This window comes from Bradyrhizobium sp. ORS 278 (assembly GCF_000026145.1).
GTDB lineage: Bacteria > Pseudomonadota > Alphaproteobacteria > Rhizobiales > Xanthobacteraceae > Bradyrhizobium.
Genome location: NC_009445.1, coordinates 287683 through 308470, shown reverse-complemented (window position 1 = coordinate 308470; position 20788 = coordinate 287683). Strand labels below are relative to the sequence as shown.

Sequence of the window (20788 nt, the reverse complement as noted above, 5' to 3'; positions counted from 1 at the left end):
GTTATTCCGCCGGACGGAGCTTAGCTGTGCATAAACCTCGAGAATTACGGTGACAGTGCATTCAATTGCGTAAGCAGCTGGGCCAGTTGAGTGCACTGTCACCGTAGAGTGAGGCGCCCTCTGGCGCCCGCTCCAGTGTTCCACCCATCCTTCACGAGTTAAGAAGTACGCATCCGGTGAAGACCACAGGCTGAGCAACCGGTCAGGACGGTCTGAACGGTTCGATCAGGCGGCGGCCGATGCCTGGGCGGCCAGCCAACTCCAGGGCAGCAGATCGGCGACCTTGCTGGCCGGATGATCGGGCAGCCGGGCGAGGACGTCAGCGAGCCAGGCCTGCGGATCGACGTCATTGAGCTTGGCGGTCTGGATCAGCGTGTAGATGGCGGCAGCGCGGCGACCGCCTTCGTCGGAGCCGGCGAAGGTCCAGTTCTTTCGGCCGAGGGCCACGGCGCGCAGCTCGCGCTCGGCCGCATTGTTGGTCATGCACAGACGACCGTCGTCGATGAAGCGGGTGAACACCTGCCAGCGCTTGAGGCTGTAGTCGATTGCCTTGGCGGTCTCGCTCTTGCCGGACAGCTTGATACGGCGCTCGCGCAGGAAGTCATGGAGTTCGTCGACCAGAGGACGGCTGCGCTCGTTGCGCACGGCTTTGCGTTCGTGGGCTGGTAGACCGTTGATCTCGCGTTCGATCGCAAACAGCGCGTCGATCTTCGCGATCGTTTCGATCGCGATCGGTGCCTTCTTCAGCCGCGCGATTTCGAAGAACTTGCGCCGCGCATGCGCCCAGCAGCCGACCTCGATGACCGGGCCCGGCTTGCGCGCGGCCTCGTAGAGGCGGTTGAAGCCAGCATAGGCGTCCGCCTGCATCGGCCCGGCGTAGCCGGCAAGATGCGTCTCGGGATGCACGCCGGCGCGGTCGGGCGAGTAGTAGAACATGGCAGCCGGCGGCGCGTGCCCGGCAAAGGGACGGTCGTCGCGCACATAGGTCCAGACGCGCCCCGTGCGCGTCTTGCCCTTGGCCAAAACCGGCACCGTGGTGTCGTCGGCGTGGATGCGCTCGCCGGCAAGCACGTGCGCCTTGATCGCCTCGACCAGCGGCATCAACGTCGCAGCCGCCGCGCCGACCCAGTCGGCCAGCGTCGAGACGTCCAGCGCCACGCCCTCATGCGCGTAGGTCGTGCTCTGCCGGTTGAGCGGCAGATGCAGCCCGTATTTGGCGAACAGGATGTGTGCGAGCAGGCGCGGCCCCGCACGTCCGCGCGAGATCGGATGGAACGGCGCCGGCGGCTGGCTGATCGCCTCGCAGCCGCGACAGGAGAACTTCTCGCGCACATGCTGGATCACCTTCCACTGCCGTGGCACGAGCTCCAGCGTCTCGGTGACGTCCTCGCCGATCTTGCGCAACCTGTCACCGCCGCAGCACGGACAATTGGCCGGTGCGGGATGTACGACGCGCTCGCGCGGCAAGTGCTCGGGCAGCGGCCGCCGTGCTGGGCGCCTGCGTTCGAACGGATGGACATTGATCGTCTCGGCCTTGGCCCGCTCGGCGGCCATCTGCGCCGCAGCTTCAGCCTCGGCCGCATCCTCTTCGAGATCGGCGAGTTCGAGCTCGAGTTGCTCCAGCACCGACGCCCGCTCCGACGACGGCCCATACTGCTCGTGCTTGAGCTTGGCGATCGTGAACTTCATCTGCTCGATCAGGAGCGTGCGGGCGCGGACCTCGGCTTCAAGATTGCGTGCCTTGGCTTCCGCCGCGAGCTGCGCCGCCTGACCGGCGAGCACCAGCGCCTTCAGCGTCGCGACATCATCGGGGAGCGAATCGGCTGTGATCATCGCGGGAGATGGAATCACAGCGCCGGTCGGCGCGCATCAGCGCTGTCACGTTCGAGCGCTCAACCAACAGCTTCCGGCCGCCACGTCCGCTGCGGATGCCGCCAATCGATGCCTTCGAGCAGATAGCCGAGTTGCGCCGGCGTGATTGTCAACGCTCCGTCCACAGCCTGTGGCCAGATGAAGCGGCCACGCTCCAGCCGCTTAGCGAACAGGCACATGCCCTGGCCGTCGTGCCACAGCACCTTGATCAGGCTGCCGCTGCGGCCGCGGAACACGAACAGATGGCCGCCATGCGGATCGCGCTTCAGCGTCTCTTGGACCAGCAGCGCCAGACCGTCGAAGCCCTTGCGCATATCCGTGTGCCCGGTCGCCAGCCAGACCTGGGTGCCGGAGGGGATCGGGATCGTCATCGCGAGCCCACCCGGAGCGCCGCGATCACCGCCGTCACCGTCGCGGCATCCGCCGGGCCGCTGATCCGGATCTTCGTCTCAGTCCCGATCTCGACCTCGATCAGCCCTTGCGTGCAGGCTGGCGCCGCATGCGGATCGGCCGCGATCGTCACCGCGGCAAAGCCGGGCGACGGCGTCTCCTTCCCGCACAGCTGCTGACGCCAGCGGAACACCTGACTGGAATGCACACCGAACGCTCGCGCCACGCCCAGGATCGTCGCGCCTGGCTGCAACGCTGCAGCCACGACGCGCTCCTTGTCCGCCCGCGACCAGTGCCGGCGCCGCCGCTCCGACGTGATCACTTCCACTTCCGACTTGGCCATAGGACTAGCTCCAGGACTAATCCTATGGCTTCGCGAAGCCTCACTGCCGACGCAAGGCGGCCGTCACCGGGGGGTTACGTTAAGAATTGCTTAACCCAAATCGCGCCATCGTTTGGCGCGAGCGGCGGGGCGTGTTCCCGCACTGGCGGTGGGCGGCGATCGGGACGGACCTATCCGTCGCGTTCGAATGTCGCCGGTGCCGGTTGCGCTCGGGCGTACGTCAGCGGCGATGCCGATGGCGATCAGTATCCAGAAGTCATGGTCGGGACGTTTCTCTCGCGGCGCTGCGGTGTCCGCGCTCGGGGCGATTCCACCCGACCCGGCGATGGGCGGCTCCGATGGCCGCAGCGCGCGGGACCGACGCCGGAATGACGCGCGACGCAACGAGACACAAAGGCGAGCCTCGACATGAGCACCACCACGGCCCTCGACAACCACACGCAGTTTCAGTCCATCGTCGGTCAGATCCGGACGCTCGCCTACAAATATATCGAGGACAAGGATTTCGTCAGCGCGCAGCTCGCGTTCCAGAAGCTGCTCGAGCTCGACCCCAAGGACATCAACGCGCGCTTCATCTATGCGCAGCTGATCGACGACGGCTCGCACAAGAAGCGGGCCGAGGCGCGCGACATGATGCTCGCGATCCTCGACGAGAACCCTGAGATCTTCGAGCAGGCCACCGAGGGCAATCTGCACCTGATCCGCAGCGCCGCGGTGCGTTGCAGCCATGTCGGCCCGTTCACGCGCTCGATGGAGCTGTTCCGCAAGCTCGCCAAGGCCTCCAACGAGGCGGCCGACTATTTCTCGCTAAGCGAGATCCTGACCCAGAACAACGAGTTCGAGGAGGCGGTGGCGGCGCTCGAAAAGGCCATCAAGCTCAACCCGGCCTATGACATTCCGGTCAACCGCGAGACGCTGGATCTGGCACGGTCGAACGCCAAGAAGGGCAAGGCCAGGGATGCCAAGGCGGGCCGCGCCAAGGTCGGGCGCTATCCGGAGACCAAGGACTTCCTCGGCGACCTGCAGACGCTGATCACCAGCCATATCGCGGTGAACCTCGCCAGCGCGCCCAAATTCCTCGACAAGAGCACCCGCTTCTTCACCATGGGCTCGTGCTTCGCGCGCAACCTCTCCAAGAGCCTCAATGACAGCGGCTACAACAGCCACCACATGGAGATCTCGGAATACATCAACACGACCTTCGCCAACCGCGTGTTCGTCGACTGGCTGCGCGGCGCCAAGATCGATCCGGAGATCCGCGAGCGCATCGTCGAGCTGCTGCCGCAGGGATCGAGCCAGGAGAATACGCTGGCCGTCATCAAGCAGGCCGACGTCTTCATCCTCACGCTCGGCGTTGCCGCGGCGTTCTTCGACCGCGAGACCGGCGCCTTCGTGCTGCCGAGGCCGACCGCGCTGAACTCGCGGGCGCTGGCCGAGAAGTACAAGTTCCGCACCGCCAGCGTGCAGGAGAATGTCGACAACGTCCGCTATCTGATCGACTTCGTCCGCAGCATCCGGCCGGGGATCAAGGTGATCGTCACGGTGTCGCCGGTGCCGTTGTTGACCTCGTTCGAATATGAATCGGTGGTGCAGGCCGACTGCCTGTCGAAGAGCACGATGCGGCTGGTGGCGCACGAAATCGTCAACAATTCCGGTCTCGAGGACATCTGGTACTGGCCGTCCTTCGAGGTGTTCCGCTGGGGCGGCTCCAACGCCTCGAGCTTCTTCGCGGCCGACGACGGTGCCGCCTGGCATGTCTCGGAGGACAAGGTGTCGGCGACCGTGCGCGCCTTCGTGCAGACGTTCTCGCCGGCCTGAGCCGTGCAGGCCGAGGGCTGCCTCAGGGCAGCCGCTTGCGCCACAGGCGGACGATGAAGATGCCCGCCTGGGCGTAGCCCGGCGGCGAGCTCTCGGGCCCGAACGGCGTCTTCGAATACAGCGAACTCGAGATCAGGAAACCGCCGACATAGGGGTCCGGAAGTCCCGACAGCGCCAGGAAGCAGCGGTGGGTCAGGATGCCCTCCTCCGGCAGGTTGCCGCGCACCAGCCGGCAATCGCCGAGCCCGCTGAAGGAGATGCCGTTGAGCTGGGCCTCGGTGTAGATGCCGAGCAGGGTCGGATCCATCGCCTGGCCGATGCAGACGCGCATCTCGCCGATGCTCTTGTCGCTGGTGCCGGTCATCCGGCCGTCGCTCGCCTGCACGTTGACGGCGTGGATCGAGAGCTGGTCCTCCAGCGCCGGCGCAAAGCCGGTCTTGGTCGGGGCGCAGAAGTCCGACGGCACCACACGGCCGTGGCGCACGGTGCGGCCGACATAGATCTCCTCGACCTCGTTCTCGCCACCCTGGGCGCGTCCCGGCCCGATGACGGCGAGCCCCCCGAGCGCCGCCACCACAACCGCAATCATCATCCGGCGCATGCGCCCATCCCTTCCCGCGAATCGAAGTGCTCTATCGGATTCAGCGAACTTTCAGAACAGCACCAACGAACAGTACGTATGCATACGATCATACCTGGGCCTTCGATCGCTGCGGGCCTTTGGAACACTTCGACGTGACGGTATTGTGGTAGCAAACTCAGGTGAACGCGATGCCCATGCGCTCCACCGCGCAGGTGCTGCAACGATCGTTGTCCGGAAGTCCCGGCAGGCGCGTCCCGGCGCCCCTGGTGGCCCTGAACGGAAGTCGCCGCGGCCGCGAAAAGGTTCTGAAAAAAATGGTGTCCCGTGCCGCAGCGGCGTGCCGCAGGCCTCGGCTCAACTCAGGCTCGCAGCTGACAGCGTGACCAGGATCACATCCGGCTCTCGCAGCTCCCGTTAAACCTCTCCGCAGTCAACGAGGGGAGCTTTCACCATGCGCAAGATGATCCTGGCCGGAGCCATGATGCTCGCAGCCATCACCGCCGCCAATGCCGACGGAACACGCAGCCTGTCGCTGTCGTCGAGCGACACCGCCGCAGCGCCGGCGCCGCAGCGCCCGGTCTACCTCCAGCAGGCCGGCGATGTCACCGTCACGCCCGCTCCGGTGCCGGCCGCCGCAGCCCCGGCTCAGACCGCCGCGCAACCGGCCGCGCCGGCCACCGCGTCAGCCGCTCCGGCCGCAGCGCAGCCCGCCGCGGCGCCGGCAGCTGCCCCGCAGCCCACCCCCGCCGCGCAGACATCATCGCGGCGTTCGCGATCGGCAGGGGCGTCGAAGCCCCGTGCGAAGGGCTGGACCGAAGCCCGCATCGTGCGCGAGCTGCACCGCCACGGCATCTATTGGTGAGCTGCTGGACGCAGCCGAGAGACGAGAAAGGCCGGGCTGCTGCCCGGCCTTCGCGTTTTGCAAGCCGTCGGCGGCCAAACGGTTGGCGGCGTCACTGCTGAACGGTCTGGATCACGCTGGAGATCGGCCGCGCATTGGTCATGGTGGTCGGCAGCTTCGGATCCTGGCCGATCATCGCGTCATATTCGGGCATCGTGTCGAGCGTGCCCTTCGGCTTCATCGCGACGACCTTGTAGCCGCCGGCCTTCAGCCGCCGCAGCAGGGTCGGCAGCGCCAGCGCGGTGTTCTTCTGGAAATCGTGCATCAGGATGATGCCCTTGCCCTTCTTCTCGAGCCCGGTCATGACAGTGTTCACGACCTGGTCGGCATCCTTGGAGCGGAAGTCGAAGCTGTCGACGTCGCAGGAGAACATCGCGACGTTGCGGCTGCCGAGATAGGCCACCGCCGACGGCCGGTGCTGCAGCTGCGGGAAGCGAAAGAATGGCGCGGGGTTGGTGCCGAGCGCGAACTTGACCGCGCTGAAGCCCTTCTCGAGCTCTTCCTTGGCCATCTCGTCGGTCATCTTCTTGCCGTTGAGATTGGCGTGCGACCAGGTGTGCACGCCGACCACGTGACCAGCCGCCAGCACCTGGCGCAGGATCTCCGGATGATAGGTCGCGTGCTTGCCGATGGAGAAGAATATGCCGGTGGTGCACTCGTCGGCCAGCGCCTTCAGCACCGCCGGCGTGTTGCCCGGCCACGGGCCGTCATCGAAGGTCAGCACGACCTCGCGGTCGGCAAGGAAGTCGAACTGCTTGAAATGGTCCAGGCCGAAACCAGGGCCGCCGGTGGTGTCGACCACGACGGTGCGGGAGATGCCGAGCGCATCCGGATTGGCGCAATTGGACTTCGGCGGCATGGGCGGCGCGGCAGTCGATGCGGACTTGGCCGGCACGGTGCCGGTAGAGTCGACATCGTCCTTGGCCCCCTTGGCGGCCAGTTTCGCCGGTGCGGGTGCAGGCTCGGACGGCTGCGCCGCAGCGGTCTGCGCGGCAGCCTTGGCGGCGTTCGGCTTTGAAACCCAGTACCAGACGCCGGTGATCGCCAGCGCCGCAACGACGGTGGCCAGCAGCAAGCCTAACGCATTACGCATGGTTACTCTTCCCGAAAACACGAGACACGAGATGCACGGACACGGCGGTGTCCGGCCCCTCAATCAGCTTCCATTAGTGCCAACGAAACGTTAACGGGGTCCCAACACCGCCGGGATCGGCAAACATTTCCAACAGCATGCGCGTGCCCGATCGGCCGCTCAGCCGAGCGACATGTCGCCGCGGCGACGGGCCGTGCGACCGGCAGGGACCAGGGTTGAAGCGGCCCGATCTGGCGTGACCCGCATCACTGTTGCTAGAGAGCGATCCGACCATGATGGGCCCATTGAACAACGGGCCCGCGCTGCTGCGGACCAATGGGAGCCAGCCATGACCAAGACCTTCGCTTTCCTGCGCACCGCGGCTCTGACGGCCGTCGCCGCCGCCGCCCTCTCGACCGTCGCGTCGAGCGCGAGCTTTGCCTTCAGCGCCGAGGCGCAGCAGATGTGCACCGGCGACGCCTTCCGCCTCTGCAGCAGCGAGATCCCGAACATCCCCGCGATCACCGCCTGCATGATCAAGAACCGCTCCTCGCTCTCGTCCGGCTGCCGCACGGTGCTGGACAAGGAGGTCCTCAAGCGCGGCGGCAAGGTCGCCGAGGCGGCTGACGCCAATTGATGTCGGCGGCTCCCAGCCCCGCACCACGCGCCTCGGCTGCGACCGAGGCGCTTGCGAGGCCCGGTTGCGATCACTAAAAGCGCCGCCAACCTTCATTCGCCGGGAGCGAGGCGTCCGTCATGAGCAGATTTCTCTTGGTCATTCCGCTGGTCGTGATGGCGTCGGTCGCCTCGGCCCAGCAGCAGCCCGATCAAGATGCGTGCGCCCGCGACGTCTCGCGGCATTGCCGCGCCGTCATGAACGCCGGCGATCAGGCGGTGCTGGCGTGCCTCAAGGAGCACCGCGCCAAGCTGTCAAAGGCCTGCGAAAAGGTCCTCACGGACCACGGGCAGTGAGCGGCGGCCTCAAAGGGTGCCGCGGGTTTTCAAGCTTGTAAGCCCATAGGGTCCGGATATTGCGCCTCTCAACCGTCATTCCGGGGCGAGGCCGCGAGCGTTGACGGGCCGAACTACGGCCCGCTGCGCGCGGCGCTCGCCACGGCTGGCGCCTGCTCCGCGGTGCGGTCGATGTCGTCGCGGCTGCGCACCGAGCCGAACGGACGCTCCAGCATGCGGCGGATGCGGACCGGATCGGCACCGATGTGGAAGTCGATCGCGCGCTTGTGCAGCTCGCGCTCGGCACGAGTCGCGCGGTTGCGCTGGCGCAGATAGTCGATCCAGGTCGGGCAGTGATAGCGCTCGGTCCACAATTCGGGATCGGCGATGTCGCGCGCGATCGACCAGCCATAGGCGCCGTTGCGCTGCCGGCTGAGCTGCACGTCCTGCATCAGATCATGGAAGGCGCGGGCATCGTCCTGGGCCACACGGTACTCGATCTCGACCACCAGCGGGCCGGAGCGCGGCGTCAGCTCGAGCTGCACCTCGGGATCGGCCAGCGTCTCGCCGTCCTCGTTGCGGGCACCGACCGGCGGCATGCGCAGCCACAGGCCGAGCAGCGGCGACACGACCATCAGCGCAGCCGAGACCAGCAGCGCCACCTCGACGCCGGCGGCATCGGTGAGACGGCCCCAGCCCCAGCTGCCGATCGCGATGCCGCCGGAGATCGCGGCCTGGAACGCGGCCAGCGCGCGGCCAGCGACCCAGCGCGGCGCCGACAGCTGCACGCCGATGTTGAACAGCGCGACCGCCAGCATCCACACCGCGCCGGCGACGACGAGAGCAGCCGCCGTCAGCACCGGCTCGGTGCTGAGCGCGACAGCGGCCGTCGCTGCACCGAGCGTCAGCGCGCAGGTGCGAATCGCGGCCTCGCCGGACAGCCGCTTGCGGATCTCGCCGATGTTGAGGGCGCCGACCACGGCGCCCATGCCGAACGCGCCGAGCATGATGCCATAGGTCTGCGCGCCGCCGTGCAGGAGGTCGCGCGCGACCAGCGGCATCAAAGCCGAGATCGAGCCGCCGATGAGGCCCGTCACCAGCGTGCGGATCAGCACGATGCGGATCGACGGCGAATGGATGATGTAGCGGACGCCGGAGACGATGGCGCGGTTGAGCGGCTCGCGCGGCAACCGGCTCGGCTCGACCACGCGCCGCCACAGGAACAGCGCGGCCAGCAGCGGCAGATACAGCAGCGCGTTTGCGGCGAAGGCGGCCACCGCACCGGCCGCCGCGACGACCACGCCGCCGATGGCCGGGCCGAAGCTGCGCGCGATATTGTAGCTGATGCCGTTGAGCGCGACCGCCGCGGGCAGCGTCTCCGGCGGCACCTGCTCGCTGACCGAGGACTGCCAGGCCGGTCCCATCAGCGCCATGCCGCTGCCGATGACGAAGCACAGCGCCAAGAGACGCTCGGGCGTGACCAGGCCGAGCCACGCCAGCACGGTCAAGGTCGTGGCGCCGCCCAGCGCGACCGCGAGCGAGACCAGCGCCACGATGCGACGGTCGTACATGTCGGCGACGGCGCCTGCCGGCATCGAGATGAACATCACCGGCAGCATCAAGGCGGTTTGCACGAGCGCCACCTTGTCGGCCGACGCAGTCATCTGCGTCATCGCCCAGGCTGAGCCGACAGCCTGGATCAACAGGCCCAGATTCGACAGCAGGCTCGCCAGCCAGATCCGGCGGAACACGGTGTGCTTCAGCGGCGCGGCGATGCTTTCGGCGGCGAACAGCTCTCGTTTCTGTGGCGCAGTCATGCAGGTCCGTCCGCGTCGCCCGCTTGCATTGAACTATCGCTTGATTCCGGCGGGACGTATGTGATGCCTGCGAATGTCTGCCGCTGTCCAGTGCTCGATCCCGATCTTGGACGACGGTCAACGAACACAAAATGAACGAGACGGAGGACCGCCGATGAAGCTGACGCGCCGCACCATTTTGCAGAGCATGGGAACCCTGCCGCTGCTGACGAGCGGTCTGACCCTCCCGGCCCTGGCCCAGACGGCCGCAGCGCCAGCGAGCGACATGCCGCCGGTGCTGTTCGTGCACGGCAACGGCGATCATGCGGCGCTGTGGATCACATCGCTGTGGCGGATGGAGTCCAATGGCGTGCCGCGCGCGCGCCTCGCCGCGCTGAACTTCACCGATCCGCTCGCCCGCAACGACGACGCCGTGGCGCAGCCGAACCGCTCGTCGACGGACGACCAGCGCCGCGAGCTCACCGAGGCGATCAAGGCGCTGAAGGAGCGCACCGGCGCGGCGCGCGTGGCGCTGGTCGGCAGCTCGCGCGGCGGCAACGCGATCCGCAACGTGGTCAAGAACGGCGGCGGCGGCGATGTCAGCCATGCCGTGCTGTGCGGCACGCCCAATCACGGCGTGTTCGATTGGGACGACAGCCCCGGCAGCGAGTTCAACGGCCGCGGCCCGTTCCTGCGCGGGCTGAACTCGGGCGACAGCGAGGTGACCGACGGCACGGCGTTCCTGACCCTGCGCAGCGACGGACTCGACAAATATGCGCAGGCCGATGGCCGGCTGGTCGGCAAGCCCGGCGTGCCCACCGGGATCACAACGGAGGGACCGGCGCTGAAGGGCGCGACCAATCTGGTGATCGGCGCGCTCGATCATCGCGAGGTCGCGTTCCATCCGCGGGCGTTCCGCGAGATCTACAAATTCATCGCAGGCCGCGAGCCGTCGTTCATTGCGATCCAGCCGGAACGCGAGGTGCGCATCAGCGGTCTGGTGACGGGAACGCCGGGTGGCGCGCCCACCAATCGCCCGGTCGCCGGGGCTACGGTGGAAGTCTATAGGGTCTCCGGCGAGACCGGCGCCCGCAACGGCGAGCCGGTCTATCGCGGCCAGACCGGCTCCGATGGACGCTGGGGCCCTGCGGAGATCGATCCGGCTTCCTATATCGAGATCGTGCTGACGTCGCCGGGTGCACCGATCACTCATTTCTACCGCTCGCCGTTCCCGCGCTCGTCCGATGTCGTGCATCTGCGCGCAGCGCGGCCGCTGGGCCAGGCCGATGCCGGCGCGGGCGCGATCGTCATCATGGCAAGGCCCCGCGGCTATTTCGGGCTGCCCCGCGACATCGTGTTGCTCGACGGCAGAGAACCGGCGGACGTACAGAAGGGAGTACCGACGGATGCAGCAACGACATTGCGGCTGCCGGCGGGCGAAGTCGGACGCAGCGTCACCGGACTGTTCAATGAGGAACGCATCACTGCCCGTCTTTGGCCTGCATCGGAAAGTAGAATCACGATGATCGAACTGACTAATTAGTTGTGGAGTATGATGGTACGTAACGATCCCGGAGAGCGCGCAACTGCGCTCTCTCCTGTCAGCGAGACGGAAGATCCTTCCGCGAGCTACGAGATCAGGCGACGGACACGTGCCAACGGTCCGTCGCGATCCGTCTCACGCTGCGTCGGCGCGTTTGCGAACGCTGCCTCGAGATCGCTGTTCGGTCATCGGCTGCACGAACTGGGATCAAGAGGCCGCGAATGAGCACCGCCGACGTCCACTATCTGCCCCGATCGCCCCTGGTTCCGCCGATGCCGCCACGCGCGCCGGACAGCATGGGCGCGCTGCGCCGCGTGCTGATGATGGGCGAGAATGCGATCTCGACCTGGAGCCAGCGCGCCTACGAGGACGAGATCGTCCACGGCCGCTTCTTCGGCAGCTCGAGCTACATCCTGAACACGCCCGAGACCATCAAGCATGTGCTGGTCGACAATTGGGAGAACTATGCCCGTACCGTCGGCGCCATCCGCGTGCTGCGGCCGGTGCTCGGCGAAGGCCTGCTGATCGCCGAGGGCAAGGCATGGAAGCACCAGCGCCGCACCCTGGCGCCGGCGTTCACGCCGCGCGCGGTCTCGGGCCTGATTCCGCACATGGTCGCGGTGACCGAGGAGACCGTCGCCCGGCTGCAGCAGCAATGCGGCCAGCCGCTCGATCTGCGCGAGATCATGCAGCGGATGACGCTCGACATCGCGGGCCGAACGATGTTCTCGTTCGAGATGGGCCGCCATGGCGCGACCTTGCGCGATTTCGTGTTCGAATATGGCGAGCGGCTGGCAAGTCCGCATCTGCTCGACATCGTGCTGCCGCTGTCCTGGCCGACGCCGCGCGATTTTGCGCGACGTCGCTTCCGCAAGCGCTGGACCGACTTCGTCGGCATGTTGATGGCCGAGCGCCGCGCCGCCGGCAAGCGCGAGGACGCGCCGCCGCGCGACCTGTTCGATTTGATGGGCGCGGCGCGCGATCCGGAAACCGGCGCGGCGTTCACCGACGCGCAGCTCGCCGACGAGGTCGCGACCATGATCCTCGCCGGCCACGAGACCACGGCCACCGCGCTGTTCTGGGCGCTGTATCTGATCGCGCTCGACCCGGCCAACCAGGAGAAGCTGGCGCAGGAGGCGCAGGCCGCGACCGATCTCAGCAATCCGGATCTGCTGCCGTTCACCCGCGCCGTGATGGACGAGACGGTGCGGCTGTATCCGCCGGCCTTCCTGATCGCGCGCGCGGCCAGCGGCCCTGACCAGATCGCCGCATTCGAGGTCAAGCGCGGCGACGTGGTCCTGATCTCGCCCTGGCTCCTGCACCGGCACGAGCGGCTGTGGCGGTCGCCCAACGCCTTCATGCCCGAGCGATTCCTGCCGGGCGCGCCGCCACCGGAGCGGTTCGCCTATCTGCCGTTCGGCGCCGGCGCCCGCGTCTGCATCGGGGCTCATTTCGCGCTCGTCGAAGCGGTGCTGGCGCTGGCGCGCCTGGTTGCCGCCTTCCGGATCGAGCTGGTCGATCCCGCGCCGGTCATGCCGGTCGGCGTGGTGACGACGCAGCCCGACCGTTCACCACTGTTCAGGATCACGCCGCGCTGAGCGGCGGATGCTGGCCGACCCAATTTACCGAAATGTCATGCGCTCCGCGCGATCCGGCGGATTGCCGGATCCGACACTGGTTCGCATATAGAAGAAGCGGGCCGGCTGAGGACCCGAGGCAGCAGCGCGAAGGACGCCATGCTCGAAGGATTGCGCCAATTCATCGCCGACGTTGTTTCTCCGCAGGAGACGCCGGCGTTCGACGACAATGGCTACCAGCTGGCGGCCACCGCGCTGCTGATCCATGTCATCTCGCTGGACGGCGAGCCGAGCGAGGCCGAGCGCCGCAAGCTGCACGGCCTGATCGAGCTGCGCTTCGGGCTGGACCACGGCAGCGCCGACCGGCTGATCGCGCAGGCCATGCTGGCCGAGGGCGAAGCGGTGGATCTCTACCGCTTCACCAGCGTGATCATGCGCGAGGTCAATGAGGCCGGGCGCCTGCGCATCGTCGAGATGATGTGGGAGCTGGTCTATGCCGACGGCAAGGTGACCGAGTTCGAGGACAATGTGGTTTGGCGCGCCTCGGAGCTGCTCGGCATCCCGACCCGCGACCGGATCGACCTGAAGCACCGGGTGGCGGCGCGCCGGCCGGACAACCCGGCCTGAGCCGGCGGCATCATGGAACCGGCAAAAGTGCCGAGATGAACAAACTTTAATTTTGTTTCTGGCATCCTCCGTTCACCTAAACCTATGTGAATCCTAGGCCTATCCAGTTAATCCAACGACAGGCTGCATTCTGCGGCAGCTTGCATGTTCCTGTCTGCCTATGCTCTCGTCCGCCGCGATCGGATAATGTTCAGAATGTGATCAAAGAGCCGGGATCGTGGGTGAAGGTGTCACGCTCGTAACAGGTGCGTCGTCGGGTATCGGGACCGAGCTGGCCCGCGTGTTCGCCGCCAATGGGCACCGTTTGGCGCTCACGGCGCGCCGCGAGGACCGCCTGGCTGCGCTCGCCGCCGAGATCAGCGCCAAAGGAGCCCCGGCGCCGCTCGTGATCCCCTGCGATCTGACCTCGCCCAACGCTGGCGCGACCATCGAGGCGGCGCTGTCGGCGGCTGGAGTCGAGCTGGAATATCTCGTCAACAATGCCGGCTTCGGCCTGTTCGGCAAGGCGGTGCAGCTCGACCGCACCGAGCAGCTCGACATGATCGCGGTCAATGTGCGCGCGCTCACCGAGCTGTCGCTGCGCTTCTCCGACCAGCTGATCCGCAACAAGGGCGGCATCCTCAATCTCGGCTCGGTGGCCGGCTTCCTGCCGGGACCGGGCATGGCGGTCTATTACGCCTCCAAGGCCTATGTGATCTCCTTCACCGAGGCGCTGCGCAAGGAGCTCGCGCCGCATGGCGTTCGCGTCACGGTGCTGTGCCCGGGGCCGGTGCCATCGGAGTTTCAGGACCGCGCCGGCTTCAAGCCCGGCGTCGATTCGGTGATCCTCAACGTGCCGCCGAAGGCGGTCGCCGAGGCCGGCTATCGTGGCCTGATGGCCGACAAGCGCGTCGTGCTGCCCGGAATCGGCATCAAGATCGTGCCGTTCCTGCTGCGCTGGTTTCCCCGGGGCTTCATCCTGGACGCGGTCGGCCGGCTGCAGCTCAAGCGCAGCTGACGTCCGGCGTCGCGCGTCGCGGTCGCGACATGACGGTCCCAGATGTCGGCTTTGTCTGCGGCGCATCGCACAGGCCCGAAACGATACGAGATTCTTCGTGCTGCGTTTGCGCCGCGGCCGATAACCTTCGGCTGTCACGAAACGGCGCGCAGCGTATTCCTTGCGCGGAGCAAATTGGGCTTGCTGGCCCGGTGCTTGCTTTCACGATGTGGACTTGCTCACCCCCCGTTAACCTTCGTTTAGCTATGATCGCCAGGTGATGCTCAGGCCAGACCCTTCGCTCGACTCGAACGGGACCGCCAAGGCGGACGTTCGGCCCCTGTTGTCCACGCCGGCTGCGGCAGCTGCGCCGCGGCGGCCCGTGCTCATCATCCTGCACCAGGAAACCTCGAGCCCCGGGCGGATCGGCAACGCGCTGCGCGCGCGGGGCTACCGGCTGGACATCCGCCGGCCACGCTTCGGCGATCCGCTGCCGAAGACGCTGGCCGAGCATTCGGGCGCCGTGATCTTCGGCGGGCCGATGAGCGCCAACGATCCCGACGATTTCGTCCGGCGCGAGATCGACTGGATCGAGGTGCCGTTGCGCGAGCAGCGGCCGTTCCTCGGGATCTGCCTGGGGGCGCAGATGCTGGCGATCCAGCTCGGCGCCAAGGTCGCACCGCATCCGCAAGGGCGTGCCGAGATCGGCTACTACCCGATCCGCCCGACGCGCGCCGGCAAGAGGCTCTGCCCGCATTGGCCCGACAATGTCTATCACTGGCACCGCGAAGGTTTCGACCTGCCTTCCGGCGCCGACCTGCTCGCCGAGGGCGTCGACTTCCCGGTCCAGGCCTATCAATACGGCAACGCCACCGGGCTGCAGTTCCACCCTGATGTGACCTACGCGATGATGTGCCGCTGGACCACGCGCGGTCATGCGCGGCTGGACACGCCGGGCGCCTGCCCGCGCCACCATCATTTTGAAGGCCGCGCCGTGCATGATGCTGCGGAACGGGTTTGGCTGAAGCATTTCCTGGATGGATGGCTGGCCCGGCAGCCGGTCGCGGCGATGGCCGAGGCAGCGGAGTAAAAGTCGCGTCTTCGGACAGTCGGTGGGTGGTTAACTCGATAACTCTGTGTCAGCCCGGCTTCGCCAAGTGGCTACGCCGGGCACCACGCCTCGCCCTTGGGGCTGTTGCGTAGCTGCGCCACGCGCAGCCCGGAGCGCGAAGCGTGGTGGAGCCAGGCGGGATCGAACCGCCGACCTCATCATTGCGAACGATGCGCTCTCCCAGCTGAGCTATGGCCCCAAGTCACGACCTTGACAGTCCGACGGCTTGGTCATGCGGCCGCATGAATTGGGAAGGCGGCCGCCAGAATGGGCGCCATTTACAGGCGGTGAACCGGTCAAGTCAAGAACGCTCACATCGGCCATTAGCCTTGACGGGGAGCTTCCCTTGTTTGGACGGGGGGGAACCGATATCTACCCCACAATCCAGGTCGAATCCGCGACCTCGCCCCCGAGTGGACCCGCATGCGTGCCGTTCTCGACATCGTTCTGATCGTTCTCGACCTCTATGTCTGGCTGCTGATCGCCTCGGCGATCTTGTCCTGGCTGATCGCCTTCAATGTCGTCAACACACGCAATCAGTTCGTGTCGGCGGTCGCCGAGTTTCTGTACCGAATCACCGAGCCGGTGCTGGCGCCGATCCGGCGCATGCTGCCGAACCTCGGCGGCCTCGACATCTCGCCGATCATCCTGATCCTGATCATCATGCTGATCCAGCGCGTGATCACCTACTACATCTATCCCAACGTCTTCTGATCGCGCTCGCGATGGAGCCCTGGCGCGCAGCGACGGGCGGGCTGACCGTCGCCCTGCGCGTGACCCCGCGCGGCGGCCGCGACGCAATTGACGGCATCGAGACGCTGTCCGACGGCCGCAGCGTCCTGAAGGTCCGCGTGCGCGCGATCGCCGATGGCGGCGAGGCGAATCGCGCCGTGACCGAACTTCTGGCCAAGGCGATCGGCGTGACCAAGAAGGCGGTGCGAATCACCTCCGGCACGACGTCGCGGCTGAAGCAGGTGGCGATCGACGGCGACGCGTTGGCGCTCGATCTGGCCTTGCGCGACCTCATCGCAGTCCATAAGCCGACCCGGACATAGCGACAGCCCGAAGCTTGCCGTCTTGCCAGCCGTGGTCCACACCCTCCCCTGGAGAGGCGGGAGCCTGCGGCAGCGATCTTGCTGTCGACGAACTGAATAGGCGCTGCGACGAGGGGACCACGCATGACCGCACGCATCATCGACGGGAAGATCATCGCGGCCGACCTGCGCGCGCAGGTCGCGCGGGAGGTGGAGCGGGTCAAGCACGACCTTGGCCTGACGCCGGGGCTTGCGGTGGTGCTGGTCGGCAACGACCCGGCCTCCGAGGTTTACGTCCGCAGCAAGCACACCCAGACCCAGGCCGCTGGCATGGCTTCGTTCGAGCACAAGCTGCCGGCCGACGTCGCTCAGGCTGAGCTGCTGGCGCTGATCTCGAAGCTCAATCAGGACCCCTCGGTGCATGGCATCCTGGTGCAGCTGCCGCTGCCGAAAGGGTTGGACACCGAGGCCGTGATCAATGCCATCGACCCGGCCAAGGATGTCGACGGCCTACATCCGCACAATGCCGGCCGGCTCGCCGGCGGCCAGCCGGCGCTGGCGCCGTGCACGCCGCTCGGCTGCATCATCCTCAGCAAGACCGTGCATGCCTCGCTGGAGGGCATGAATGCGATCGTCATCGGCCGCTCCAACCTGGTCGGCCGCCCCCTGGTGCAGCTGCTTCTGAACGAGAACGCCACTGTCACGATCGCCCATTCGCGCTCGCGCGATCTGCCGGCGCTGACTGCGCGCGCCGATCTCGTCTATGCGGCGGTCGGCCGTCCGGAGATGGTGAAGCGCGACTGGATCAAGCCGGGCGCGACCGTGATCGACGTCGGCATCAACCGCATTCCGACGCCTGAGGGCAAGACCAGGCTGGTCGGGGATGTCGCCTATGCCGAGGTCGCTGAAGTCGCCGGCGCGATCACGCCGGTGCCGGGCGGCGTCGGCCAGATGACGGTGGCCTGCCTGCTGGTGAACACGCTGCGCGCGGCCTGCGCCATCGCCGGGTTGCCGAAGCCTTCGGTCTAGGCCGGACCAGCGGCTGTCTCCAGCAGCCGCCGATAGAAGCGGATCATGTCGCCATAGCCTTCGACCGACAGCCGCTCATTGGTGCCGTGAAAGCGCTTGAGATCCTCCGTCGTCGCGCGCAGCGGCGAGAAGCGGAAGATGCTGTCGGCGATGCCCGCATAGTGGCTCGAATCGGTGCCGGCGATCATCAGGCCGGGCGCCACCACCGCATCATTGAAGATCTCGCGAATGGTGCGGTTGACGAGCTGATAGGCCGGGCTGGCGGTCGAGGTGACCAGCGGCGGCTCGCGGTTGCCGCGCAAGGCTGAGATCGAGATGCGGTCGTTGGCCACGGTCTGCCTGATGTGATCGATGATCCCAGCCTCGGTGTCACCTGGCAGCAGTCGGAAATTCACGGTGGCTGAGGCGTTGCCCGGGAGCACATTGTCCTTGTCGCCGGCGTTGAAGATGGTCAGCGCGGTCGTCGTGCGCACCATCGCCTCGGCCGGTCCGCTCTTGGCGAACTCGCTGAACAGCAGCGGCTTGGTCAGCCAGAGATTGGACAGCACGGCGCGGTTGATACCGCTCATTTCCGGCGCCAGCGCGGCGAACATCTCGCCGACCGTGCCGTCGATTCGCATCGGCAGCCGGTTGGCCTCGAGCTTGGCCAGTGCCGCGCTCATCATGCCGATCGCCGTGTCCCGCGGCGGCATCGAGGAATGGCCGGGGGTGGCCTTGGCGGTCAGCACCAGGCTCGCATAGCCCTTCTCGGCGACACCGACCAGCGCGGCAGGCTTGTCGAGGCCCTTGATGCCGCCCTCCGAGATCAGGAGGCCCTCATCGATGACGAAGTCCAGTCGAACGTTGCGAGCCGCGAGGATAGCCGACATGGCCTTGGCGCCTCTGACGCCGCCGACCTCCTCGTCGTGGCCGAAGGCGAAATAGATCGTGCGCCTCGGCTTGAAGCCGGCCTTGATCAGCGCTTCGGCCGCCTCGAGCATCGCATACAGATTGCCCTTGTCGTCCCAGGCGCCGCGGCCCCAGACGAAGCCCTCCTTGATGACACCGGCAAAGGGCGGCACGGCCCAATCGGGCTCGGTGCCTGGCGCGATCGGCACCACGTCCTGATGGGCGAGAAGTGCGATCGGCTTCGCCGACGTGTCGCTGCCTCGCCACGTGTACAGCAGGCTGTGCCCGGCCACGACCTCCTGAGCCGCGGCCGTATGGAAGGCCGGAAAGCTTGCTTCGATATGCGCTCTGAGCGCCGCGAAAGCCTCGGCGTTCAGCTCGGGATCATCGGGGCTCGAGACCGTGCGAAAACGAACCGCCTCCGCGAGCCGCTGCGCGGCGGCCGCTTGATCGACGCTGGCCTTCGGCAGCGCTGCCACCTCGAGCTGCCGGGATCCCTGGCGAAACGTGTTGACGAGCACGACCGCAAGCAGCGCCGCGCCCACCGCGAGGATGAGAAGGACAACGGCTCGAACGATCCTGAGCAGCCGGCGCATCGCAGAAGCTCCCAAACAAGACGGCGCCGCAGATCAGACCTACGGCGCCGTGAAACCGCATCGGGGCGGGATCGAAACTCCATCGCCGCGAACCGCGAGGCGCGGCGCGCGAACGACCCCTACTTCTTCGCCGCCTTGGCGCGGGCGATGCCTTCGGCGATCAGCTGATGGGCGTCGTCGGCATTGCCCCAGCGCAGCACCTTCACCCATTTGCCGGGCTCGAGATCCTTGTAGTGCTCGTAGAAGTGCTGGATCTGCTGCAGCGTGATGTCCGGCAGGTCCGAATAGGTGCGAACCTTGTCATAGCGCTGGGTCAGCTTGGAGGACGGCACCGCGATGATCTTCTCATCGCCGCCGGCCTCGTCCTCCATCAGCAGCACGCCGACCGGGCGCACGCTCATAACCGCGCCGGGCACGATCGCGCGGGTGTTGGCCACCAGCACGTCGCAGGGGTCGCCGTCGTTCGACAGCGTGTGCGGAATGAAGCCGTAATTGCCGGGGTAGCGCATCGCCGTATAGAGGAAGCGGTCGACGAACAGCGTGCCAGCTTCCTTGTCGAGCTCGTACTTGATCGGCTCGCCGCCGACCGGGACCTCGATGACGACATTGACCTCGCGCGGCGGATCTTTCCCGATCGGAATGGCGTCGATGCGCATGGATGCTCCGTGGAACTTGAACGTTTGAGGATTTGGCCCTTGAGGATTTGACCCTTGCGGGTCAGACGCTCGCGAGATGAGCGCTTGCATTCGCAGTCGCAAAAAAATCGCGGCCGCGCAACTGCTAGCTCATGCTGAAACCTTCAGTTCAATTCGCTGACGCGTTAACGCTTAACGCGTCCAGAGCTTTGATCCGCCGGATGTCAATTGGTCCAGGCGAAGGCGACCTTGTCGAGCGACTTCGGCCCGAAGCGCTCCGACGACCGCGCGACCATGCGGCCGCCCAATGCGCGGTAAAACTCGGTGGCAGGGTCATTGTCGGACAACGCCCACACCACCATGCTCTTCAGGCCGCTCTGCGCGAGATCGCGCTTGGCCGCCTGGAAGAGCCGGCGACCGAACCCCAGCCCCTGAAATTCCGGTCGCAGATAAAGCTCGTAGACTTCGCCGTCGAAGTGCAGGCTGCGGGCGCGGTTGCGGCCGTAATTCGCATAGCCTGCGACCTTGTCGTTGAACACCAGCACGCTGACGCGGCTGCCTTTGCGGATCGCGCTGTCCCACCATTGGGGGCCGCGCCGGTTGATCAGCTTCTCCAGCTCTGCGCCAGGGATGATACCCTGGTAGGCGGAACGCCAAGCTTCGTCATGGGCTGACGCCACCGCAGCCGCATCTGCAGCCTTGGCCGGACGGACTTCGATCAGGGTTGTGCTCATGAGCGGATCAAAGCAAGTCGGCGGTCCGCCTTCAAGGTGCCACGTTAAAGATCGGTTAACCTGTGGACTTTCGGCATCACAGCGGCGGAAACCTGTGCCGAAAAGGTACAAATTCGCAACAATGTCGAGGGCTGGCGGTGCCATGTCACCGCGCGTTCACAGGTCGAACGAAAAACTGCAACTGAGTCGCGGCGGCGCCGGCTAGTGTGGCGCTGGCTCAACATCTTCCCGTGCGACTGAATGGTGCTGCGTCGCAGCGTCTCGTGGTTGATTCCGCTCTTTCTGACACGGTCGGACGCGTCGGCGCAGCCG

At 66.6% G+C, this 20788-nt stretch carries 21 protein-coding genes and 1 tRNA gene; 12 read left to right on the top strand and 10 right to left on the bottom strand.

The window, feature by feature from the left end:
- Window positions 1-225: 225 nt before the first annotated feature.
- From BRADO_RS01405 to BRADO_RS01395, 3 genes are read right to left on the bottom strand one after another with little or no spacing between them, the layout of a single operon-like run.
- Window positions 226-1833 carry an IS66 family transposase gene (locus BRADO_RS01405; RefSeq protein ID WP_041755978.1) on the bottom strand — a complete coding sequence of 536 codons (1608 nt, stop codon included), beginning with the start codon at window positions 1831-1833 and terminating at the stop codon, window positions 226-228.
- Window positions 1834-1892: 59 nt separating this feature from the next.
- On the bottom strand, window positions 1893-2243 hold the full coding sequence (gene tnpB / locus BRADO_RS01400; RefSeq protein WP_011923537.1) for an IS66 family insertion sequence element accessory protein TnpB: 351 nt from the start codon (window positions 2241-2243) through the stop codon (window positions 1893-1895).
- Entirely contained in the window at window positions 2240-2605 is a 366-nt protein-coding gene (locus BRADO_RS01395; RefSeq protein WP_011923536.1) for a transposase, read from the bottom strand. Before BRADO_RS01395 ends, tnpB begins: the two co-directional genes overlap by 4 nt.
- A 408-nt stretch (window positions 2606-3013) precedes the next feature.
- Here BRADO_RS01395 and BRADO_RS01390 point away from each other — a divergent pair, with 408 nt between their 5' ends.
- On the top strand, window positions 3014-4423 hold the full coding sequence (locus BRADO_RS01390; RefSeq protein ID WP_011923535.1) for a GSCFA domain-containing protein: 1410 nt from the start codon (window positions 3014-3016) through the stop codon (window positions 4421-4423).
- 22 nt (window positions 4424-4445) lie between these two features.
- Here the strand turns inward: BRADO_RS01390 and BRADO_RS01385 are convergent, their stop codons facing one another.
- Entirely contained in the window at window positions 4446-5024 is a 579-nt protein-coding gene (locus BRADO_RS01385) for a hypothetical protein (RefSeq protein ID WP_011923534.1), read from the bottom strand.
- Window positions 5025-5457: 433 nt separating this feature from the next.
- On the opposite strand from BRADO_RS01385, the gene BRADO_RS01380 reads away from it, so the two are divergent.
- Window positions 5458-5868 carry a hypothetical protein gene (locus tag BRADO_RS01380; protein WP_011923533.1) on the top strand — a complete coding sequence of 137 codons (411 nt, stop codon included), beginning with the start codon at window positions 5458-5460 and terminating at the stop codon, window positions 5866-5868.
- Window positions 5869-5959: 91 nt separating this feature from the next.
- Here the strand turns inward: BRADO_RS01380 and BRADO_RS01375 are convergent, their stop codons facing one another.
- Entirely contained in the window at window positions 5960-7000 is a 1041-nt protein-coding gene (locus tag BRADO_RS01375; RefSeq protein WP_011923532.1) for a polysaccharide deacetylase family protein, read from the bottom strand.
- A 328-nt stretch (window positions 7001-7328) separates the two neighbouring features.
- Here BRADO_RS01375 and BRADO_RS01370 point away from each other — a divergent pair, with 328 nt between their 5' ends.
- Window positions 7329-7616, top strand: coding sequence for a hypothetical protein (locus tag BRADO_RS01370; RefSeq protein ID WP_011923531.1), 288 nt, complete (start codon window positions 7329-7331; stop codon window positions 7614-7616).
- Window positions 7617-7735: 119 nt separating this feature from the next.
- On the top strand, window positions 7736-7951 hold the full coding sequence (locus BRADO_RS01365) for a cysteine rich repeat-containing protein (protein WP_011923530.1): 216 nt from the start codon (window positions 7736-7738) through the stop codon (window positions 7949-7951).
- Between the two features lie 113 nt (window positions 7952-8064).
- Here BRADO_RS01365 and BRADO_RS01360 read toward each other — a convergent pair whose 3' ends face one another.
- Entirely contained in the window at window positions 8065-9747 is a 1683-nt protein-coding gene (locus tag BRADO_RS01360) for an MFS transporter (RefSeq protein ID WP_011923529.1), read from the bottom strand.
- 154 nt (window positions 9748-9901) lie between these two features.
- Between BRADO_RS01360 and BRADO_RS01355 the strand changes: the two genes are divergently transcribed.
- The 5 genes from BRADO_RS01355 to BRADO_RS01335 all read left to right on the top strand — a co-directional run bounded on the left by BRADO_RS01355 (window position 9902) and on the right by BRADO_RS01335 (window position 15539).
- Window positions 9902-11269: a hydrolase gene (locus BRADO_RS01355; RefSeq protein WP_011923528.1), complete on the top strand. Its 1368-nt coding sequence runs from the start codon at window positions 9902-9904 to the stop codon at window positions 11267-11269.
- 221 nt (window positions 11270-11490) lie between these two features.
- Entirely contained in the window at window positions 11491-12867 is a 1377-nt protein-coding gene (locus BRADO_RS01350; protein ID WP_011923527.1) for a cytochrome P450, read from the top strand.
- 138 nt (window positions 12868-13005) lie between these two features.
- Entirely contained in the window at window positions 13006-13473 is a 468-nt protein-coding gene (locus BRADO_RS01345; RefSeq protein WP_011923526.1) for a TerB family tellurite resistance protein, read from the top strand.
- Between the two features lie 217 nt (window positions 13474-13690).
- Window positions 13691-14470 (top strand): SDR family oxidoreductase, encoded by a 780-nt coding sequence (locus BRADO_RS01340; RefSeq protein WP_011923525.1) that lies wholly within the window; start codon window positions 13691-13693, stop codon window positions 14468-14470.
- Between the two features lie 259 nt (window positions 14471-14729).
- Entirely contained in the window at window positions 14730-15539 is an 810-nt protein-coding gene (locus tag BRADO_RS01335) for a glutamine amidotransferase (protein ID WP_041755977.1), read from the top strand.
- Window positions 15540-15683: 144 nt separating this feature from the next.
- Here BRADO_RS01335 and BRADO_RS01330 read toward each other — a convergent pair.
- A tRNA-Ala gene (locus BRADO_RS01330) sits at window positions 15684-15759 on the bottom strand.
- A 224-nt stretch (window positions 15760-15983) separates the two neighbouring features.
- On the opposite strand from BRADO_RS01330, the gene BRADO_RS01325 reads away from it, so the two are divergent.
- From BRADO_RS01325 to folD, 3 genes are all read left to right on the top strand, one after another.
- Entirely contained in the window at window positions 15984-16274 is a 291-nt protein-coding gene (locus tag BRADO_RS01325) for a YggT family protein (RefSeq protein WP_011923523.1), read from the top strand.
- Between the two features lie 11 nt (window positions 16275-16285).
- Window positions 16286-16615: a DUF167 domain-containing protein gene (locus BRADO_RS01320; RefSeq protein WP_011923522.1), complete on the top strand. Its 330-nt coding sequence runs from the start codon at window positions 16286-16288 to the stop codon at window positions 16613-16615.
- Window positions 16616-16738: 123 nt separating this feature from the next.
- Window positions 16739-17623, top strand: coding sequence for a bifunctional methylenetetrahydrofolate dehydrogenase/methenyltetrahydrofolate cyclohydrolase FolD (gene folD / locus BRADO_RS01315; protein WP_011923521.1), 885 nt, complete (start codon window positions 16739-16741; stop codon window positions 17621-17623).
- Here the strand turns inward: folD and BRADO_RS01310 are convergent.
- The 3 genes from BRADO_RS01310 to BRADO_RS01300 all read right to left on the bottom strand — a co-directional run bounded on the left by BRADO_RS01310 (window position 17620) and on the right by BRADO_RS01300 (window position 20476).
- Window positions 17620-19107, bottom strand: a complete 1488-nt coding sequence (locus tag BRADO_RS01310) for a M20 family peptidase (RefSeq protein ID WP_041755976.1) — start codon at window positions 19105-19107, stop codon at window positions 17620-17622. The two genes, folD and BRADO_RS01310, sit on opposite strands and share 4 nt — an antisense overlap.
- Before the next feature lie 119 nt (window positions 19108-19226).
- Window positions 19227-19763 (bottom strand): inorganic diphosphatase, encoded by a 537-nt coding sequence (gene ppa, locus BRADO_RS01305; RefSeq protein WP_011923519.1) that lies wholly within the window; start codon window positions 19761-19763, stop codon window positions 19227-19229.
- A 203-nt stretch (window positions 19764-19966) separates the two neighbouring features.
- Window positions 19967-20476, bottom strand: a complete 510-nt coding sequence (locus BRADO_RS01300) for a GNAT family N-acetyltransferase (RefSeq protein WP_008963902.1) — start codon at window positions 20474-20476, stop codon at window positions 19967-19969.
- Window positions 20477-20788: the final 312 nt, after the last annotated feature.

Coding starts and splice junctions, on each gene's coding strand:
- BRADO_RS01405 (WP_041755978.1), bottom strand. CDS start 1,833: ATGATCACAGCCGATTCGCTCCCCGATGATGTCGCGACGCTGAAGGCG.
- tnpB (WP_011923537.1), bottom strand. CDS start 2,243: ATGACGATCCCGATCCCCTCCGGCACCCAGGTCTGGCTGGCGACCGGG.
- BRADO_RS01395 (WP_011923536.1), bottom strand. CDS start 2,605: ATGGCCAAGTCGGAAGTGGAAGTGATCACGTCGGAGCGGCGGCGCCGG.
- BRADO_RS01390 (WP_011923535.1), top strand. CDS start 3,014: ATGAGCACCACCACGGCCCTCGACAACCACACGCAGTTTCAGTCCATC.
- BRADO_RS01385 (WP_011923534.1), bottom strand. CDS start 5,024: ATGCGCCGGATGATGATTGCGGTTGTGGTGGCGGCGCTCGGGGGGCTC.
- BRADO_RS01380 (WP_011923533.1), top strand. CDS start 5,458: ATGCGCAAGATGATCCTGGCCGGAGCCATGATGCTCGCAGCCATCACC.
- BRADO_RS01375 (WP_011923532.1), bottom strand. CDS start 7,000: ATGCGTAATGCGTTAGGCTTGCTGCTGGCCACCGTCGTTGCGGCGCTG.
- BRADO_RS01370 (WP_011923531.1), top strand. CDS start 7,329: ATGACCAAGACCTTCGCTTTCCTGCGCACCGCGGCTCTGACGGCCGTC.
- BRADO_RS01365 (WP_011923530.1), top strand. CDS start 7,736: ATGAGCAGATTTCTCTTGGTCATTCCGCTGGTCGTGATGGCGTCGGTC.
- BRADO_RS01360 (WP_011923529.1), bottom strand. CDS start 9,747: ATGACTGCGCCACAGAAACGAGAGCTGTTCGCCGCCGAAAGCATCGCC.
- BRADO_RS01355 (WP_011923528.1), top strand. CDS start 9,902: ATGAAGCTGACGCGCCGCACCATTTTGCAGAGCATGGGAACCCTGCCG.
- BRADO_RS01350 (WP_011923527.1), top strand. CDS start 11,491: ATGAGCACCGCCGACGTCCACTATCTGCCCCGATCGCCCCTGGTTCCG.
- BRADO_RS01345 (WP_011923526.1), top strand. CDS start 13,006: ATGCTCGAAGGATTGCGCCAATTCATCGCCGACGTTGTTTCTCCGCAG.
- BRADO_RS01335 (WP_041755977.1), top strand. CDS start 14,730: ATGCTCAGGCCAGACCCTTCGCTCGACTCGAACGGGACCGCCAAGGCG.
- BRADO_RS01325 (WP_011923523.1), top strand. CDS start 15,984: ATGCGTGCCGTTCTCGACATCGTTCTGATCGTTCTCGACCTCTATGTC.
- BRADO_RS01320 (WP_011923522.1), top strand. CDS start 16,286: ATGGAGCCCTGGCGCGCAGCGACGGGCGGGCTGACCGTCGCCCTGCGC.
- folD (WP_011923521.1), top strand. CDS start 16,739: ATGACCGCACGCATCATCGACGGGAAGATCATCGCGGCCGACCTGCGC.
- BRADO_RS01310 (WP_041755976.1), bottom strand. CDS start 19,107: ATGCGCCGGCTGCTCAGGATCGTTCGAGCCGTTGTCCTTCTCATCCTC.
- ppa (WP_011923519.1), bottom strand. CDS start 19,763: ATGCGCATCGACGCCATTCCGATCGGGAAAGATCCGCCGCGCGAGGTC.
- BRADO_RS01300 (WP_008963902.1), bottom strand. CDS start 20,476: ATGAGCACAACCCTGATCGAAGTCCGTCCGGCCAAGGCTGCAGATGCG.